Source organism: Micromonospora sp. NPDC051006, from assembly GCF_044456245.1.
Lineage (GTDB): Bacteria > Actinomycetota > Actinomycetes > Mycobacteriales > Micromonosporaceae > Micromonospora.
Window position 1 is genome coordinate 1 of record NZ_JBITFP010000013.1, and the last position, 16,887, is coordinate 16,887.

The 16,887-nt window shown below is 73.3% G+C and carries 21 protein-coding genes; 10 read left to right on the forward strand and 11 right to left on the reverse strand.

Translation table 11 applies throughout. The features are described from left to right. Positions 1-311: 311 nt before the first annotated feature. Both ACIBBA_RS20075 and ACIBBA_RS20080 read right to left on the reverse strand, forming a co-directional pair. A complete protein-coding gene (locus tag ACIBBA_RS20075) occupies positions 312-1,655 on the reverse strand; it encodes a M16 family metallopeptidase (protein ID WP_396699181.1) in 1,344 nt (447 codons plus the stop codon). Next, positions 1,652-2,944 carry a M16 family metallopeptidase gene (locus tag ACIBBA_RS20080; RefSeq protein WP_396699183.1) on the reverse strand — a complete coding sequence of 431 codons (1,293 nt, stop codon included), beginning with the start codon at positions 2,942-2,944 and terminating at the stop codon, positions 1,652-1,654. The genes ACIBBA_RS20075 and ACIBBA_RS20080 overlap by 4 nt, the downstream gene beginning before the upstream one ends. Positions 2,945-3,068: 124 nt before the next feature. Between ACIBBA_RS20080 and ACIBBA_RS20085 the strand changes: the two genes are divergently transcribed. After that, the gene (locus ACIBBA_RS20085; protein ID WP_396699185.1) at positions 3,069-3,827 is read left to right on the forward strand and encodes a phosphodiesterase; all 759 of its coding nucleotides are present in this window, start codon (positions 3,069-3,071) and stop codon (positions 3,825-3,827) included. On the opposite strand, the gene ACIBBA_RS20090 is transcribed toward ACIBBA_RS20085, so the two are convergent. After that, positions 3,794-4,006, reverse strand: coding sequence for a hypothetical protein (locus tag ACIBBA_RS20090; RefSeq protein WP_396699187.1), 213 nt, complete (start codon positions 4,004-4,006; stop codon positions 3,794-3,796). The genes ACIBBA_RS20085 and ACIBBA_RS20090 overlap by 34 nt on opposite strands. 299 nt (positions 4,007-4,305) lie before the next feature. Here ACIBBA_RS20090 and ACIBBA_RS20095 point away from each other — a divergent pair, with 299 nt between their 5' ends. From ACIBBA_RS20095 to ACIBBA_RS20105, 3 genes are all read left to right on the forward strand, one after another. Next, entirely contained in the window at positions 4,306-5,400 is a 1,095-nt protein-coding gene (locus ACIBBA_RS20095) for a 3-deoxy-7-phosphoheptulonate synthase (protein WP_396699428.1), read from the forward strand. A 323-nt stretch (positions 5,401-5,723) separates the two neighbouring features. Continuing rightward, positions 5,724-5,951, forward strand: coding sequence for a hypothetical protein (locus ACIBBA_RS20100; RefSeq protein ID WP_357051945.1), 228 nt, complete (start codon positions 5,724-5,726; stop codon positions 5,949-5,951). 22 nt (positions 5,952-5,973) lie between these two features. Next, on the forward strand, positions 5,974-6,183 hold the full coding sequence (locus ACIBBA_RS20105) for a hypothetical protein (RefSeq protein WP_357051942.1): 210 nt from the start codon (positions 5,974-5,976) through the stop codon (positions 6,181-6,183). Between the two features lie 58 nt (positions 6,184-6,241). On the opposite strand, the gene ACIBBA_RS20110 is transcribed toward ACIBBA_RS20105, so the two are convergent. The 3 genes from ACIBBA_RS20110 to ACIBBA_RS20120 form a co-directional block, all read right to left on the reverse strand. Further along, complete coding sequence (locus tag ACIBBA_RS20110) at positions 6,242-6,784, reverse strand: DUF1360 domain-containing protein (protein ID WP_396699190.1); 543 nt, start codon at positions 6,782-6,784, stop codon at positions 6,242-6,244. 97 nt (positions 6,785-6,881) lie between these two features. Beyond that, entirely contained in the window at positions 6,882-7,220 is a 339-nt protein-coding gene (locus ACIBBA_RS20115) for a hypothetical protein (RefSeq protein WP_396699192.1), read from the reverse strand. Continuing rightward, entirely contained in the window at positions 7,220-7,558 is a 339-nt protein-coding gene (locus ACIBBA_RS20120) for a DUF6158 family protein (protein WP_396699194.1), read from the reverse strand. The genes ACIBBA_RS20115 and ACIBBA_RS20120 overlap by 1 nt, the downstream gene beginning before the upstream one ends. 133 nt (positions 7,559-7,691) lie before the next feature. On the opposite strand from ACIBBA_RS20120, the gene ACIBBA_RS20125 reads away from it, so the two are divergent. Together ACIBBA_RS20125 and ACIBBA_RS20130 are read left to right on the forward strand one after the other, a co-directional pair. Then, on the forward strand, positions 7,692-8,132 hold the full coding sequence (locus ACIBBA_RS20125) for a hypothetical protein (RefSeq protein ID WP_396699196.1): 441 nt from the start codon (positions 7,692-7,694) through the stop codon (positions 8,130-8,132). Positions 8,133-8,158: 26 nt separating this feature from the next. Beyond that, positions 8,159-8,485: a DUF3817 domain-containing protein gene (locus ACIBBA_RS20130; protein WP_396699198.1), complete on the forward strand. Its 327-nt coding sequence runs from the start codon at positions 8,159-8,161 to the stop codon at positions 8,483-8,485. 88 nt (positions 8,486-8,573) lie between these two features. Here ACIBBA_RS20130 and ACIBBA_RS20135 read toward each other — a convergent pair whose 3' ends face one another. After that, entirely contained in the window at positions 8,574-9,101 is a 528-nt protein-coding gene (locus ACIBBA_RS20135; RefSeq protein ID WP_396699201.1) for a DUF6232 family protein, read from the reverse strand. 498 nt (positions 9,102-9,599) lie between these two features. On the opposite strand from ACIBBA_RS20135, the gene ACIBBA_RS20140 reads away from it, so the two are divergent. After that, positions 9,600-10,571, forward strand: a complete 972-nt coding sequence (locus tag ACIBBA_RS20140; protein ID WP_396699203.1) for an NlpC/P60 family protein — start codon at positions 9,600-9,602, stop codon at positions 10,569-10,571. An 86-nt stretch (positions 10,572-10,657) separates the two neighbouring features. Here the strand turns inward: ACIBBA_RS20140 and ACIBBA_RS20145 are convergent, their stop codons facing one another. The 3 genes from ACIBBA_RS20145 to ACIBBA_RS20155 all read right to left on the reverse strand — a co-directional run bounded on the left by ACIBBA_RS20145 (position 10,658) and on the right by ACIBBA_RS20155 (position 13,976). Continuing rightward, the gene (locus tag ACIBBA_RS20145; RefSeq protein WP_357051920.1) at positions 10,658-11,647 is read right to left on the reverse strand and encodes a sigma-70 family RNA polymerase sigma factor; all 990 of its coding nucleotides are present in this window, start codon (positions 11,645-11,647) and stop codon (positions 10,658-10,660) included. Positions 11,648-12,105: 458 nt separating this feature from the next. Then, on the reverse strand, positions 12,106-13,065 hold the full coding sequence (gene murQ, locus ACIBBA_RS20150) for an N-acetylmuramic acid 6-phosphate etherase (RefSeq protein ID WP_396699206.1): 960 nt from the start codon (positions 13,063-13,065) through the stop codon (positions 12,106-12,108). Then, on the reverse strand, positions 13,062-13,976 hold the full coding sequence (locus tag ACIBBA_RS20155) for a MurR/RpiR family transcriptional regulator (RefSeq protein WP_350871947.1): 915 nt from the start codon (positions 13,974-13,976) through the stop codon (positions 13,062-13,064). Before ACIBBA_RS20155 ends, murQ begins: the two co-directional genes overlap by 4 nt. Positions 13,977-14,272: 296 nt before the next feature. On the opposite strand from ACIBBA_RS20155, the gene ACIBBA_RS20160 reads away from it, so the two are divergent. Next, positions 14,273-14,962: an SDR family NAD(P)-dependent oxidoreductase gene (locus ACIBBA_RS20160; RefSeq protein WP_396699208.1), complete on the forward strand. Its 690-nt coding sequence runs from the start codon at positions 14,273-14,275 to the stop codon at positions 14,960-14,962. Between the two features lie 107 nt (positions 14,963-15,069). On the opposite strand, the gene ACIBBA_RS20165 is transcribed toward ACIBBA_RS20160, so the two are convergent. Beyond that, positions 15,070-15,858, reverse strand: a complete 789-nt coding sequence (locus ACIBBA_RS20165) for a dTMP kinase (protein ID WP_396699210.1) — start codon at positions 15,856-15,858, stop codon at positions 15,070-15,072. 113 nt (positions 15,859-15,971) lie between these two features. On the opposite strand from ACIBBA_RS20165, the gene ACIBBA_RS20170 reads away from it, so the two are divergent. Continuing rightward, a complete protein-coding gene (locus ACIBBA_RS20170; protein WP_357051908.1) occupies positions 15,972-16,613 on the forward strand; it encodes a nucleotidyltransferase in 642 nt (213 codons plus the stop codon). Next, complete coding sequence (locus ACIBBA_RS20175) at positions 16,610-16,885, forward strand: hypothetical protein (protein WP_350871940.1); 276 nt, start codon at positions 16,610-16,612, stop codon at positions 16,883-16,885. Before ACIBBA_RS20170 ends, ACIBBA_RS20175 begins: the two co-directional genes overlap by 4 nt. Positions 16,886-16,887 lie beyond the last annotated feature (2 nt).

The following is a 16,887-nucleotide window of genomic DNA, read 5'->3' on the forward strand; positions in this document are numbered from 1 at the left end:
TCTGCGCCCGCTCCCCGGACGACAACCGCTTCCCCGGCATGAACCAACATCCTCACGAAGATCCATCCCGTTGCAACAACCACTTGAGCCCAAGCCATTCGGACACCGCCATTTCGGCGAACCGGAGTCGATCACCCGGCACCGGACGGTCAGGCCGACGCCGGGCGGCCGTCGCGCGGTCAGGCCGGCCGCCGCGCAGTCAGGCCGGCCGCCGCGCGGTCAGGCCGGGCGCCGGGCGGTCAGACCGACGCCGGCCGGGTGTCGCGCGATCAGGCCGGCCGTCGCGCGTTCGGGGGCCGGCCGTCGGGCGGTCAGGGGGCGTCGATGATCTCTCCGAGGCCGGTGGCGGCCAGTTCGTCCCGGATCACCGCGGCGTCGCCCTCCACGACCAGGGTGAGCGACTCCGGGTGCAGGTGGCTGGCGGCCGCGGCACTGACCTGGTCGACGTCGGCGGCGAGCAGAGCCGCGCGCAGCTGGGCGTGGTAGTCGTCCGGCAGGTCGTGCACCACCAGGGTGCTGAGCGCGGCGGCGATCGCCCGCGGGCTCTGCAGCTCCACCGACAGCTGCCCGGCCCGCCAGGACCGGGCCACCGCCAGCTCCTCCTCGGTCACCCCGCCGGTGCGGGTACGGGCGATCTCGCCGACCGCCTCCACCAGCGCTGGCGCGGTGACCGCGGTCTGCACCCCGGAGCTGACCGCGAACCGCCCGAACCGCCGGGACGAGGCGAAGTCGCCGCGGATCCCGTACGTGTAGCCGCGTACCTCGCGGATCAGGTGGTTGAGCCGGGAGGTGAACGCGCCGCCGAGCACCGTCCCGGCGAGGCTCATCGGCACGTGGTCGGGGTGGGCGCGGTGCGGGGACGGGTGCCCGAGACGCAGCGTGGACTGCACCGAGCCGGGCCGGTCGACCAGGATGATCCGCCGACCGCTGTGCGGCGGCACCTCGATCGGGCCGCCCCGCTCGACCGGGCCACCGCCGGTCCCGGCGAACGCGGCAGCGCCGAGCGCGTCCAGGTCGATGCGCTCCAGGTCACCGGCGACGATCAGGGTGCCGGGGCGGATGAACCACTCGGAGTGGAAGACGGTGACGTCCTCGACGTCCAGGCCGGCGACCGAGTCCGGGTCGCCGTACATCGGCCGGCCCCAGCGGTTCTCCGCGCCGAACAGGTCGGCGCGCAGCGCCGCGTCGGCCCGCGGGCCGGGGTTGGCCCAGTCCATCCGCAGCGCGGTGGCCTCGTCGTCACGGACCCGGCGTACGTCGGCGGAGTCGAGCCGGGGGGTGCGGACCGCCTCGGCCAGCAGCTCCACGGCGGCGCTCAGCCTGTCCACCGGCACCTGCACGCTGACCTGGAACGAGTCCCAGTCCAGCCCGGCCACCAGCTCGGTGCCGAGCCCCTCCACAGCGAGCGCGTACGCGGCCGCGTCCCGCTGGGCGGTCCCCTCCTCCAGGGCCTTGGCGAGCACTCCGCCGAGGCCCTCCTTGCCGGTGGGCTCGCGCCCGGCGCCGGCGTCGAGCAGCAGCAGCGCGACCGCGAGGTTCTGCCCGGGCAGGTGAGCGGCGACGACCTGACCGCCGGCCACGGCACGGCGGACCACCGGCGGGAACCGGTACGGGCGGGCGGCGCCCGGGCCGGGGCGGACGGCGATCAGCGTCATGGCTTCTCCTCGGCGAGGTAGGTCAGGGTCACCCGGTCAGTGGCGGCGAGCACCTCGACGGCGGCCTCGGCGATCTGCTCGGCGGTCACCGCGAGCCAGGCCGGCAGGCGATCGGCGGCGACGGCCGGATCGCCGAACTGGGTCGCGTACCGGCCGAGCGTGTCCGCCCGGCCGTCCACCGTGGACATCTGCCGCCACCAGGCGGTGCTGAGCAGGGCCTTGGCGCGGTCCAGCTCGGTGGCGGTGACCGGCACGCTGGCCAGCTCGTCGACCACCGCGTGCAGCCCCTCGGCCAGCCGCTCGGCGCTCACACCGGGCCGGGCGGTGGCGGTGGCGATCAGCGGCGCCGGCGCGTGCGCCAGGTCCACCCCGTACGCCCCGACCAGGTCGGGCTGGGCGAGCCGCTCGCCGTCGGCGAGCCGCTGGTAGAGCCGGCTGCCCCGGCCGCTGCCGAGCACCGTGGCCAGCACGGTGAGCACGTCGTAGCCGGGACTGCCGAACGGGTAGGTGCGGTGCGCGACGTAGACCCGGGGGGCCGGAACGTCGGCGGTCACCGTCTCGACCGCCGGTCGCCCGGTGGCCGGCACGTTCCGGCCGTCCGGCGCGGCGGGGATGTCGGCCCGCGCCGGGAGCGCGCCGAAGTACTTGTCGGCCAGCGCGAAGACCTCGGCGGCGGAGGCGTCGCCGACCACGGTAAGCACGGCGTTGTTCGGCGCGTAGTAGGTCTGGTGGAACGCCTGGAAGGTGGCCAGGTCGGCGGCGTTCAGGTCGGCCATCGATCCGATCGTGGCGTGGTGGTAGGGGTGCCCGGGCGGGTAGAGCAGCGGCAGCAGCCGCAACCAGGCGTCGCCGTACGGCACGTTCTCGTAGCGCTGCCGGCGCTCGTTCTTGACCACGTCGCGCTGGTTGTCGAGGGTCTCCTGGGTCAGGGCCGGGACCAGGCCGCCCATCCGGTCGGCCTCCAGCCAGAGCGCCAGCTCCAGGTGTTCGGCCGGGACCGTCTCGAAGTAGTTGGTCCGGTCGGGGTTGGTGGTGGCGTTGAGCGAGCCGCCGGAGCCCTGGATCAGCTTCATGTGCTCGGTCTTCGCGACGTTCACCGAGCCCTCGAACATCAGGTGTTCGAAGAGGTGGGCGAAGCCGCTCTGCCCCGCCGGCTCGTGCCGGGAGCCGACGTCGTACCAGAGGTTGACCGCGACCGCCGGGGCCGTGCGGTCCTCGCTCACCACCACACGCAGGCCGTTGGCGAGTCGGGTCGTCTCGATGGGCCAGGGGTAACCGCTGTCGGGCATGGCACGACGCTATCCGATCTCGCGGGCGCAAAGGTGACGTGCGGCCGCCGGGCGAGCCGGGGCGGGGCGACGCCGGTCGGGCGGGCGGGGGCATCGACCGGTCCGGTCGGGGTACCGCAGGGGCATGCCCGCGCCCGCCGCCCGCCCCAGCCCGCCCGTTGCCGTGACGCGCGCGGGCGCCGCCGTCAGCCACGCCGCCGCCGTCCTGACCCGCCTGCGGCGGGCCCGGCTCTTCCACCCGGCCGGGCGTTCGTTCGCCGGCGAGGTGACGATCTGGGGTACGGGCGGCCCGCCGACCGGAGTCGCCCTGCTCGACGAGCCGGGCCGCTACCCGGCGACCGTCCGGCTCTCCAAGGGGGTGTCCACGCCCGGGAGCTGGCCGGACGTGCTCGGCCTGGCGGTCCGGCTGCACCCCGACGACGGCCGCCCGTTCGACCTGCTGGTCAGCTCCAGCGGCGCGCCGCCGGTGCTGCGGGCCATGCCGCTGCCCCGGCGGCGCTTCGCCGGGACGTACAGCACGATCATGCCGCTGCACGCGGGCCGGCGGCGGCTCTGGCTGGCCGCGCTGGCCGACCCGGACTCGGCCGACCTGGGCCGCAGCCTGACCGCGGTGGCCGCCGCCACCCGCACGGACGAGCCACGCCTGGTGCTCGCGGTGGCCTCCGCCGTGGGGCCGTGGCGGCCGTTCGGTCAGGTCAGCATCGGCACCCAGCTCAGCGCCCGGCAGGACGCCACGCTGGCCTTCGACCCGATCGGCAACCTGCCGGCCGGGTTGCGGGCCGCCGGTCCGCTGACCTGGCTGCGGGTGCAGACCTACCGGGGCTCCCGCCGGGCGCGCGGCGCCGACGTTCAGTCCGGCGGCTCGTTGGGCGCCACCGTCTGATCCGAGGTCCGGTGCTCCAGCACGGTGTCCGGCGCGACGTTCCGGTCCTCGCGCAGGTCGGATTCGGTGAGGATCGCCTCCGCCTGCGCCTCCGGGTCGTCGCTGCCCACCGCCGCCTCCTCCGGCAGCAGGTGGGCGCGGGACTCCACGCGGTCCTGGTCGCTCTGCTCGTCAGTCATGGCACCCCTCATACCCTCGCCCCACCGCCCGCACGCCCGAGATCGGTCGACCCGGCCGGGCGTGGCCGATCGAGGCTGCCGCGGCGTCCGGATGATCCGCGCCGGCCCGTCGGGTACGCTTGGTCTCGTGACGCGGTCGTATCGATGGTTTAGGCAGCCGGCTGGAGGAGCCGGTGACTTCACCATGAACTGACGTCACCTTCTTCGAGCCGGCTGGGCAGGGACTTGGGTTCCTGCCCTTTTGCGTACGAGCAGCCGGCTCGACCCGGGCACCGGCCCCGGGCGCGGTCGGCGGAAGGATTCCCACCGTGACGACCCCGGAGACCGATCGGGTCAGCGACCAACGGATCGACCGTGTCGTGCCGTTGACCACCCCGGCCCTGTTGCACCACGAACTGCCCCTGGACGAAACGCTCGCCTCGGCCGTACTGACCGGCCGGCGCGCTGTCGGCCGGGTGCTCGACCGCGCCGACGACCGACTGCTGGTGGTGGTCGGCCCGTGCTCGGTGCACGATCCGGCCGCCGCCCTGGACTACGCCCGACGGCTGCGCGTGGCGGCCGACCGGGTCGCCGACGACCTGCTGGTCGTCATGCGCGTCTACTTCGAGAAGCCCCGCTCCACGGTCGGCTGGAAGGGCCTGATCAACGACCCCGGGCTGGACGGTTCCGGCGACGTCAACACCGGTCTGCGGATGGCCCGCGCGCTCCTGCTCGACGTGCTGCGCCTCGGCCTGCCGGTGGGCTGCGAGTTCCTCGACCCGATCACCCCGCAGTACATCGCGGACGCCGTGGGCTGGGGCGCGATCGGCGCCCGGACGGTGGAGAGCCAGGTGCACCGGCAGCTCGCCTCGGGGCTCTCCATGCCGATCGGCATGAAGAACCGCCCGGACGGGAGCATCGGCACCGCGGTGGACGCGATCCGGGCCGCCGGCGTACCGCACGTCTTCCCCGGCATCGACTTCTCCGGCACGCCGGCGATCATGCACACCCGGGGTAACGCCGACGGGCACCTGGTGCTCCGCGGCGGTGGCGGCCGGCCGAACTACGACGCGGAGTCGGTGGCCGGGGCCCTCGACCTGTTGCGGGCCGCCGATCTGCCGGAGCGGGTGGTGGTCGACGCCAGCCACGCCAACAGCGGCAAGGACCACCGCAACCAGCCGCTCGTCGCGGCCGACGTGGCCGCCCAGCTCGCGGCCGGGCAGCGCGGCATCGTCGGCATCATGCTGGAGAGCTTCCTGCAGCCCGGCCGGCAGGACCTAGACCCGACCCGGGAGCTGGAGTACGGCAAGTCGGTGACCGACGCCTGCATGGGCTGGGACACCACCGAGGAGGTGCTCGACCAGCTCGCCACCGCCGTCCGCGCCCGTCGCGCCACCCTCCCCGCCCCCGCCTGATCCGCAGGCCCCCTCCTCTCGTCCCGGCCCGTGGTGGGGGCCGGGACGGGGTGTGAGCGGGGGCACAGGGCGGGGCGGAAGAGGGGCGGGGGTCCGTGGGTTGTGTGAGGTGTCGGTGTGTCCAGTGTCCCCGGGCCTCACCCAATTGCCTTCGCGGAAAACCGTTCGGCTGGAGCCGCGTCGAGCCACTCGCCGAGAGGCGACCTGCACACCGACACCAACGGCGCCCCGGCCATCCGGCCGGGGCGCCGTTCGGCGTTCAGCCCAGCTCCGGGCCGAGGCCGGCGACGTTTGACCGATTCCGGCACGGGTAGCTGATCGCCGTGACCGACGACGCACCCGTGACCGACCAGACGACGGACGCCCGGCGCCTCGACGACCTGCTCGAGGATCTCTACCACGGCCAGGAGCGGATCAGTCAGGGCAACATCTACCGCCGGGCGGTGGCCGCGGAGCTCCCCGCCGACTGGCTCGCCCGGATCGCCGCGCTCCCCGAGGGCGAGTACTCGGTGGACGAGGCGGCCGACCTGCTCGGCGGATCGGTCACCTGACCCCCGGCGAGAGGAGAACGAGATGTCCCACCATGAGGAGCAGCACGAGAAGGTTCCGGCGCTGGGTCAGCCCCCGGAGGGCGTCGACACCCTGCCCGAGCCGGACTTCGCGAACGAGCACGACCGCACCGCGGTGGACCGCGAGGTGATCACCGGGGATGACGAGGGCGAGCGGGAGCCGGAGGCCGCCCGTGGCTGGGCCGGCGAGGACCACGGCACCACACCGACCTGACGCCGACTGGCACGAGGAAGGGGCCGGCGATCCGCCGGCCCCTTTCTCCGTCCTCGCATCAGTCCTCGTCGTGCCCGCCGCCCTCGGCGGCCTGCTGCGACACCGCGTACGCCATCTGGAGGAAGTCGGACGCGGCCACCGCGGTCAGCGCGGTCGCCACCAGACGGGTCAGCCGTGGCGCGAGCACCAACCCGCCGGTGAGCCCGGTGGCCACCCAGACCGCCAGGCAGAACGGGCAGCTCAGCAGCTCCCCGATCGCGTGCCGGGTGGAGCTGCCGGAGTCGCGGACCTGCTCCATCACCTCACCGCTGCCGATCGGCCGGTCGTAGCGGGTGAACGGGGCACGCAGCGGGCTGGTCACCGCGTCCTTGCTCAGCAGCCGGCTGAGCTTGTGCGTGGCGATCGACAGCAGCACCACGTCGGAGGGCGCCGGACGCTCGGGCACCGGCCGGCCGGTCAACCGCACCAGACCGGCGAGCGCCCCGGCGACCCCGGCATAGGTGCCCATCGCGACCAGGTAGCCGCCGAGCGGCCGGTGCTCGTGCGGCGCGTACGCCTGGCGCAGTCGCGCCACCTTCTGCTTCAAACCACTGTCGGTCACCGGTCTCCTCGTTCTCGTGCGGGGGTCACCACCCGGTCCGGCCGGCCGCACCAGGCCTGCCGTCCGGGGTTGGCGCGGTCCGGGCTGCCGGGGCGACTCAGCCGGCCTGGAGGTTGTCGGCCACCTCGCGGGCGAGGCTGTCCAGCGCCTCGGCGGCCAGCCGGTCGTGGTCCCCGCCCCCGTTCGCACCGGCGAGGTCGAACCGGATCCGCGCGCCGCCGGAGTCCTCCGGGTCCACCCGGATCTCGGCCGTCAGGTCCGAGGGAGCGGGTGCGCTCCAGGTGGCGCGCAGCTCCTCGCCGGCGATCTCCGGGGTCGGCGCGCCGTCCGTGCGCAGCGCCGGGGGCAGCCACGCGGCCGCCCGGTCCGGGTCGGTCGCGGTGTTGAAGACGACCTCCGGCGGCGCGGACATTCCGCGCTCGGCGTGTGCCGCCATCACTCGTCCCGCAGCCGGCTCGGGTCGACCTCCCGCCCCGGGTGCCGGGCCAGGTACTCGGTCTCCAGCTCCGCGGTGCGGCGCAGGTGGTTGGCGAGCGCGGAGTCGGAGGCGTGCCGCAGCGTGTCCAGCCGGGTGCGGTGCAGGCTGTGCATCTCGCGGATCAGGTCCTCGTCGGTCAGCTCGGCCGGGTCGACACCGAGGTCACCATCCACGTCAGGCCCGGTGGTGGTGGGGTCGGCCAGGTGGTCGCCGCTCCACTCGGGCATCCGCTGCTCCGGGCTGGCGTCCACGCCGCCGCTCGACGGGTACCCGTCCTGTCGCACTGATTCGGTCATCGTCGCCCCCCTGGTCTCGTTTGGGCTGGCAGCTAGACGGATGCCCACATCGGGTGTCAGCAAACCCGTTTGATCGTCCGACAACTACGACACCGCGTCGGAGAGCGCCGTCCCTCCCGGTACCCTCGATGCCATGAAGCGGCTCTGGACCCCGGCGTGGATCGTGCGCCACGTGGCCACGGTCGTGCTGGTCGTCGCGTTCCTCGGGCTGGGGTGGTGGCAGATCAGCCGGGCCGCCTCGGGCAACACGCTCAGCTGGGCGTACGCCTTCGAATGGCCGATCTTCGCGGGGTTCGTGGTCTTCGTCTGGTGGCGTGAGTTGCGCCACACCCTGCGCGGTGACGTCGCGCCGACGGAGCCGGCCGACGCGGAGCCGGCCGAGGTCGTCGGGGCGCGCCCGGGCGGCGAGGCGGCGGGGCCCGCGACCCGACCGGTGGTTCGCCGGCCGGTCCGGGTGGCCCGGGTACCGGCCGCGGCGGACGGCGTGGAGGACACCGACCTGGCCGCCTACAACCGCTACCTGTCATGGTTGAACGCCAATCCGGGCGCGAAGCCCGGTGACTATCCCGGCTGAGCCGGGCTCGGGAAGGACGGACAGAGGTGGGCGCAGCCCTTACCCGGTACCGCGTGATCGCCTGGATCGTGGGCGTGGTGCTGATCCTGCTGGTCGTGATCGGCATGCCGCTGAAGTACCTGTTCGACAACGCGGTGGTGGTGGAGACGATCGGCCCGGCGCACGGCTTCCTCTACATGGTCTACCTGGTGGCCGCGTTCGACCTGTCCCGCCGGGCGGACTGGCCGTTGAAGCGGATGCTCGCCGTGATGCTGGCCGGCACCGTGCCGTTCGTCTCCTTCTACGCCGAGCGCCGGGTGACCGGTTGGCTCGATCGCCCCGCCGAGCGCACCCCGGAGCCGGTCGCCGGCTGAGCCGTCCGCCCGATCCTCGCCGTTCCCCGCCGCCCGCTCAGCCGGCCGGTCGACGCCGGCCGGGGTCGGCCTGGCCGGCGTCGACCGGTCAGCGGCTCGGCCGCCAGGGATCGGTCGAGGCGAGCGGCTCGTTCCACCCGCCGTACCGGTTCATCTCCCGGGCCCGCACCAGGGCCCGGGTCACCTGGCCGAACTGGCGCTCGTCGTCGGCGCTGAACAGCAGCACCTCCTCGCCGCCGTAGATCCCCCACAGCTCGTAGGCCGGCGGCCGCCAGCGGTCGCCGGCCAGCACGAGCAGCCCCGGCACCAACAGCACCGCTCCGAGGATCAGGTAGGCGCCGGCGGTGAGCCGTTGCAGGCCACCGGTGAAGCCGAGCAGCAACCCGACGGCGCCGATGGTGACCGCGCTGGTGGCGAAGGCGCGGACGGCGACCCGGTCGTGCGGACCGCGGGTGCTGCGCAGGTGGGTCAGCTCGGCGATCCGGAAGGTGTTGCGACCGACGGTGAACCGGTCGACGGTCACGATGATGCCGGGACGGGCGTAGAGCAGCGTGGTCTTCGCGCCGGTCACCCTCGGTGAACGCCGCGCTCGCGTGGTGGCTCCTTCAGGATTCACGGTCCCTCCCACGGCGGTCCGCCGGGTCGGCCCCGCCGCGGTCTGAGGCATCAATGCCGGTCGACGGGATTCCCGGCTCGCGCTTCATTGTGTTGCCGCCCTGCCAGCGCGTACGGCCAAATAGCGGACAGCGCCGCCACGGGAGCGACGGGACATTGCCGGGAAAGGGAATCCATTTCCGTCTTTATCGGTTATGGCGCGCTGCTATCCGGCGGCATACGCCCAGAACGACGAAAGCCGCTGTCTTATCAAATGCCGCAACCGTGGCGCACCCGCCGAGCGATCGCCTCGTTGGCGATCACGGTGGGTCACCCGACACACCCTTCACTTTCCGCCACTTTGCCAACATTCGCCCCGACTTCCACTGCGGATCACACCCGTCCCGGGTTAAGTTGATCGGGCCGGCCGGCCCAGCGCCCGCCATCCGGAGGGCCCCGGACCGGTGCCGTCGAGGGCGACAGCAGCCACCGGCGGCCGTGGGAGAGGGGCCTTCCGCTCTTGTCATCCCTGAGAACACTGCTGCGAACTCTGGCAGTCACCGGCCTGTCGGCCGCGCTGATCGCCCCGGCGGCGGCGGCCCACGCCGAACCGTCGCCCGCCGACCTGACCCAGCGGATCGAGAAGTCCTCGACCCAGCTGGAGCGGGTCGTCGAGTCGTACAACAAGCTCACCGAGGAGATCAAGGACAACAAGGCCGCGGTGGCCCGATTACAGGCCCGCATCGGCCCGCTCGAGAAGCAGACCGAGCAGAACCGGGCCGACGTCGCCGCACTCGCCGCGACCGCGTACAAGACCGGCGGTCTGCGCACCGCGGACGCGCTGCTGCGCCCCGGCGGTTCGGCCGCCCTGCTCGACCGGCTCGGCACCATCGACCAGCTGACCAAGCAGCGGCAGGAGCAGATCGACGGCTTCACCGCGAGCCAGCGCGCGCTGCTCGAGGAGCGGGGCCGGCTGAGAATGGTGCTGGCCCAGCAGGCCGCCCAGGCCCGCGAGCTGAAGTCCGCGAAGACCCGGATCGAACGGGACCTGGCGCGCCTCTACGAGCTGCGCCGTCAGGCGTATGGGCGGGCCACCGAGGCGCCCGCCGCCCGGCCGGACGCCGGCCGGGACGCTCCCGCGATCTCCGGCCAGGCCGGCGTCGCGGTCCGCTACGCCTACGGCGCCGTCGGCAAGCCCTACTCCTGGGGCGGCGAAGGCCCCAACGGCTACGACTGCTCCGGCCTGACTTTGGCGGCGTGGCGGGCGGCCGGCAAGTCCCTGCCGCACAACGCCCGGATGCAGTGGGGCGCGACCAGCCGCATCAGCCGCGGCGAGCTGCGCCCCGGCGATCTGGTCTTCTACAGCGGGCTCGGGCACGTCGCCCTCTATGTCGGCGGCGGCCAGGTGATCGACGCGCCGAGCGCCGGGCGCAACGTGCTCAAGCGGGGCATGAACATGATGTCCATCCAGGGCTACGGCCGGGTGCGCTGAGCGAACCACGGCGGGTGCCCCGCCAGACGGCGAACGGCCGGCGTCCCCCTATCGGACGCCGGCCGTTCGCCGTATTACTTACCAGCTCAGGCTGCCTGCAGCCCCTCGGCCCGGGCCAGCTCACGAAGCCGCCCGAGGGCCTGGATCTCCAGCTGGCGGATCCGCTCCCGGGAGAGCGAGAACCGCGACGCGACCTCGGTGAGGGAGTGCTCGCGGCCGTCCTCCAGCCCGTAGCGAGCCCGCATGATGCCGGCCGAACGGTCGTCGAGGTGGTTGAGCAGACCCTCGATGCGCTGCCGCTCCAGCCCGGTCAGGACGATGTCCTCGGGCGACGGGGCGTCGCTGTCGGCGACCAGGTCGCCGAGGTTGGTGTCCCCGTCGTCGCCGACCGGGGTGTCCAGCGACACGGTGTCCTGCGACCAGCGGACCAGCTCGTTGACCCGCTCGACGGTGACGCCGAGCGACGCCGCGATCTGCTCCGGCTCCGGGTCGGCACCCAGCTCACGGGTGAGCTGGCGGGCCACGTTACGCATCCGGTTGACGTCCTCGACCAGGTGCACCGGCAGTCGGACGGTGCGCTCCTGCTGGGCGATCGCCCGGCTGATCGCCTGGCGGATCCACCAGGTCGCGTAGGTGGAGAACTTGTAGCCGCGCTCGTAGTCGAACTTCTCGACCGCCCGGACCAGGCCGGTGTTGCCCTCCTGGATCAGGTCCAGCATGGGCATCCCCGACCGCACGTAGCGGCGGGCGATCGACACGACCAGTCGTAGGTTGGCGCGGATGAAGAGGTCCTTCGCCCGCTCACCCTCGACGACCAGCCGCTCGAGGTCGTCCCGGTCGACACCGGCGGGGACGCGGTCCTCGTCGAGCAGGTGCTCGGCGTAGAGGCCGGCCTCGATCGCCTTGGAGAGATCGACCTCCTTGGCGGCGTCCAGCAGTGGCGTCCGGGAGATCTCGTGCAGGTAGACGCCGACCAGGTCGCGCTCCTCGGCGACCTCGTCGGTCCGCATGCCGATGTTCTTGTCCACGTTGCCCACGGTCCCCTCGCTCGCGCCGGTTGCCCGGTTCCTTGCCATCCCCACGTCCATCAGCTCCCCGCAACTTCTGCTGTGCCCCCCGGTGCTGACACCTACACAACAGTTGAGACGTGTCGGGGATTCCATGTCGTGAGTCGAAAGTGTCACGAATGCCTGAGTAGTAGCTGAGAGCACGGTCCATGTTTGCTGTCAGCACCCCGCCGGGTGGCTCGCCGATGGGCACCACGAACGGGTCGGCGGGTCGACGGATCGCCGTTCGCCCCTGATATGGCAACATCGCGATGTCGTGGGGCACAGCGACCCGGGTCACCAGCCCGGTGCGATCCTGGTCACTGCCTGATACGCACCGATGGACGGGTCGGTTCATCCACGGAGTTGGTAATACCCCGCGCCTCGTTGAACAATCCGGAGCCGGGTTCTATGCCCGCTCGCCCAGGGGCCCCTGGGCGGCTCCCACCAGGGCCCGCCGGGCCGTCGGATTCGGGCGAAGAGGGGCGTCAGGAGGCGAGCAGGGCGAGTGCGCCGCGCACCTGGTCGGCCGAGCGGGCCAGCGCGGCCCGGGCGGCGGGCACCTCGGCACCGGACACCAGCGAGACCAGGGCCGTCTTCAGGTCGCCGTCCGCCTCGCTGAGCGCCCGCCGGGAAACCTCCTCCGAGCAGCCGGTCGCCTCCACGAGGATCGAGATCATGCGCCCGCGAAGTTTCGCGTTGGTGGCCACCATGTCGATCATGAGGTTCGAGTAGACCCGGCCCAGACGCACCATCACGGCGGTGGAGAACGCGTTGAGCGCGAGCTTCTGTGCCGTGCCCGCCTTCATCCGGGTCGACCCGGTGACCACCTCTGGTCCGGTATCCACCCCGATGAAGACATCGACCGACCCGGCGGCCTCCGCCTCCGGATTGGCGCAGAGCAGCACCGTCGAGGCGCCCTTGGCGCGGGACGCGGCGAGCGCCCCGAGGACGTACGGGGTGCGTCCGCTGGCGGCCAGACCGACCACCAGGTCACCGGCGCGTACGCAGTCGGCCGCTTCGGCCGCCCCGCCCCGATCGTCGTCCTCGGCGTCCTCGACGGCCCGCCACATGGCGTCCGGCCCGCCGGCCAGGTGGGCGCAGAACCAGTCCCGGGGCGAGTTGAAGGTGGGGGCCAGCTCGACCGCGTCGAGCACCCCGAGCCGGCCGGAGGTGCCGGCGCCGAAGTAGTGCACCCGGTGCCCGCCGCGCAACGCGGCGACGGCCAGGTCGACGGTGGCGGCGATCTCGTCGAGCACCTCGGCGACCGCGGCCGGCACCCGCCGGTCCGCCTCGTTGATCGCGGCGAGGACGTCCCGGGTCGACATCAGGTCGAGGTCGACGCTGAGCGGGTTGCGGCGTTCGGTGGGTGCGCCCACCCGGACGACCGGGCGGACCGGCGCGGCTGGTGACGACACCTCGTCCGGCTCCACGGCGCCGGCCGTCATGCCCGCCTCCGTCCGCCACCCACCCGGTGCGACTGGACGGCCTCGGCTGTCACCTCGAGGGCCTTTCTCGCCCGGGCGCGGTTGCGCGCGGCGACCCCGACGAAGAGACAGTCGACCACGGTGAGCTGGGCCAGCCGGCTCGCCATCGCCCCGGACCGGTAGGTGGTCTCCCGGGCGGCGGTGGTGAGCACGTGGTCGGCCACCTCGGTTATCGGCGAACGCGGGAAGTTGGTCAGCGCCACGGTGGCGGCGCCCCGGGCTCGGGCCTGCTCCAGCACCTCGATCACGTCGGAGGTGGTGCCGGTGTGTGAGATGCCCACCGCCACGTCCCCCCGGCCGAGCAGCGCGGCCGAGGTCAGCGCGGTGTGCACGTCGGGGAAGTAGAAGGCGGTGCGGCCGATGCGGTGCAGCTTCTGCTGGAAGTCGGAGGCCACGAAGCCGCTCGCGCCGGCGCCGTAGACGTCGATCCGGCCGGCGCCGGCGATCGCGTCGACCACCTGCTCGCAGACGGCCGGGTCGAGCTGCTCGGCGGTCTCCTCGACGGCACGCGCGTCGTTGAAGGCGATCGTCGCGATGATCTGGGCGAGGTCGGCCCCGGGCGGGATGTCACCACCGACGACCCGGGCGTCCGGCGGCTCGACCCGGCGCGCGGCCTCGGCGGCGAGCCGGATGCGCAGCTGGGGGTAGCCGTCCATGCCGACCGAGCGGCAGAACCGGATGACGGTCGCCTCGGAGGTCTCGGCTGCGGTGGCGAGGTCGGTGATCGTCCGGCGCGCCGCGTCCGCCGGATTGGCGACGACCAGGCGGGCGACCCGCTGTTCGGCCGGCGACAGCGACGGGAGCAAGCCACTGATGTGGACGATCAGCCCACCGGGCTCCTGACTCGCAGAAATCTTCGGACTCTTCGCCACGGATGAAACTTACTTTCACGAGGCGTGAGCGTCAACCATGACTGCGCGTGTTGGAGAAAACACCGGCGACCCGGTCCGTCTTCCGGGACAGCGTGCCACCCGCGCGGCGTCGCCGCGTCAGCCGCCGGGCCGGCTCGCGCCTCCCGGACGGCGGCTGGAGACGCGCACGTCCTGGCCCGACCAACCGTACGGCGTCGGCGGGCGGACCATGCGGCAGGCCCGGATCGGACGACCCGGCGTCGTCGGCCGGGCGACCCGGGCGCCGGCGGGTCGGCGGCGACGCTAGCGTGTGCCCCATGGCGCAACGCAGTGTGCTGGTCACCGGCGGAACGGGTGGGCTGGGCGAAGCGGTCACCGCCGCCTTCCGCGAGGCGGGCTGGCGGGTGGTCGTACCGGGGCGGGAGGGCGCGTCGGCCGCCGCGCCGGCGGGCGACGTGGTCCGGCTGGTCGCCGACCTGACCGATCCGGCCGGCGCGGCCCGGGCCGTCGAGGCCGCGAGCGGCGACCCGGCGGCCCCGCTGCGCGCGGTGGTCAACCTGGTCGGCGGGTACGCCAGCGGCGGGCTGGTGCACGAGACACCGGTCGAGGAGTTCGACCGGATGTTCACCGCCAACCTGCGCCCCACCCACCTGGTCACGCGGGCGGCGCTGCCGCACCTGATCGCTGCCGGCGGCGGGGCGATCGTCTGCGTCTCCGCCCGGGCCGCGCTGGCGCCGTTCCCCGGCGCGGCGGGCTACGCCACCGCCAAGGCGGCCGTGCTCGCCTTCGCCAACGCGGTGGCGGTGGAGTACCGCCGATCGGGGGTGCGCTGCAACACGGTGCTGCCCAGCGTCATCGACACCCCGGCCAACCGGGCCGCGCAACCGGACGCCGACCATTCGCGCTGGGTCGCCCCGGCCGAGATCGCCCCGGTGATCCGCTTCCTGGCCTCCGACGAGTCGGCACCGACCAGCGGCGCGGCCGTGCCGGTCTACGGCCGGGCCTGAGCTTCGACGCACGACTTCCGGGTCCTGCTGTCGGTCGGCGCGCCTGACGGCGGCCGGTTGGAGCCGGGACCGGGCCCTCGGGCAGGGCCGAGCGCGTGACGGGCGGGCTACGGGCTGGCCTGGGCCGCGAGGGGCGTGGCGACACCGGGCGTGGGGCGGCCCGACTCGGTGGCCCGTGGCGGCGGCGGGACCAGATCGGGCGCTGGGGCCAGATCGGGCGGCGAGGCCAGATCGGGCGGCGGGCCGGTGCTGTCGGTCCACTGCTCCGGGTCGCCCGACGGCAGCCACCCCGCCAGGTGGCGCTGGATCTGCCGGGAGACCTCCTCCGCCGGCCGGCCGGCGTCGACCAGCACGAAGGTCGGATACTCCGGCAGCGCCCGGTAGGCGGTGTCGGCGGCGGTGAGCCAGCCCATCGTCTCGTGGTCGGTGCCGCGCCGCTCGATCCGCTGGTACGCCTCGGTCGGGTCGACGGCGAGCAGGAAGGTCACCTGCGGCGGCGGGAACACCCGGTAGCCGACCCGGGCCAGCCGCTCCCAGCGGTGCCCGCCGTGGGCCCGGATGCTGGCGTACTGGCAGGCGGCGTAGCGGTCCATCACCGCGGTCCGGCCGGTGACCAGGCAGCTGAGCAGGGCGACGGCGATGGCGATCCAGCGCAGCACGGACTCGACCGCGAGCAGCCCGTCCCGCCCGACCAGCCGCTGGGCGTCCGGCCGGCCCAGTCGATGGGCGAGCCGACCCAGCCAGCGTCGGCCGCCGGCGTTGCGATGGTAGGTGGCCGGTCGGCCGGCGGCGGTGAGCGCGTCGGCGAGGCGGTGGGCCTGGGTGGTCTTGCCCGAGCCGTCGATGCCGATCAGGGCGACGGTGCGCAAGCGGGCTCGGCCACGTCGCGTCCGCATTGATCTGACCACCTTGCACAGGCTATCCGACCGCCGCTTCCGGGCATGGTGTTATGAACCCGTTACTCCCGGTTCGCGCCCACCCGCGACCGGCACAGGTGTGGCCGACCGGAATGCCGGGTACGGGAGTTGGAATCCAACCGCCTGTTTCACGACGACGGGAGACCCAGATGGCCGAGCGCGGGGACGAGACTCTCGTGCACACCCTCAAGAAGGTCGCCGCCGTGCTCAAGCAGTCCGAGATCCCGTTCGCGCTCGGCGGGAGCTTCGCGGTCTACGCCCACGGCGGCCACTCCAGCGAGCACGACGTCGACTTCCTCATCCGTGAGGCCGACGTCGAGCAGGCCCTGGAGGCGCTGGTCGAGGCTGGCTTCATCGCCGAGCGCCCGCCGGAGGACTGGCTGGTCAAGGTCTACGACGACGGGCGGATGGTGGACCTGATCCACCGGCCGATCGAGACCCCGGTGACCGAGGAGACGTTCGCCGACACCGTGGTCCGCCCGGTCGACGCGATCCACATGCCGGTGCTCTCCGCGACCCAGCTGATGGTGCACAAGCTGCTCAGCTTCTCCCAGCACTACTGCGACTTCGCCCGTGGCCTGCCGCTGGCCCGCTCGCTGCGGGAGCAGATCGACTGGGAACGGGTACGCAAGGAGACGCAGCACTCACCGTACGCAGAGGCGTTCCTGGTGCTGTTGGACCGGCTGGAGGTGGTGCCGGACTCCGGCACCCCGGCAGAGAAGGGGACATCGTGACCCAGCACCGCGACATCGGCGTCGGACCACCCGACGAGTACATCGAGGCGGAGATCCACCGGTTGCTGGCCGAGGATCCGTCCGTCGCCGAGCAGGGGATCACCGTGGTCCGACGGGAGACCGGGCTCGTGCTCTACGGCGAGGTGGAGAGCCCGCACCGCCGCGAGGAGATCCTGCGCCGGGTCTCCGAGCGCTTTCCGGACGTGCCGATCACCAGTGACATCGGGGTGATCCGCGCCCAGGCGCCGACGGAGATCGAGCAACTGCCCTGAGG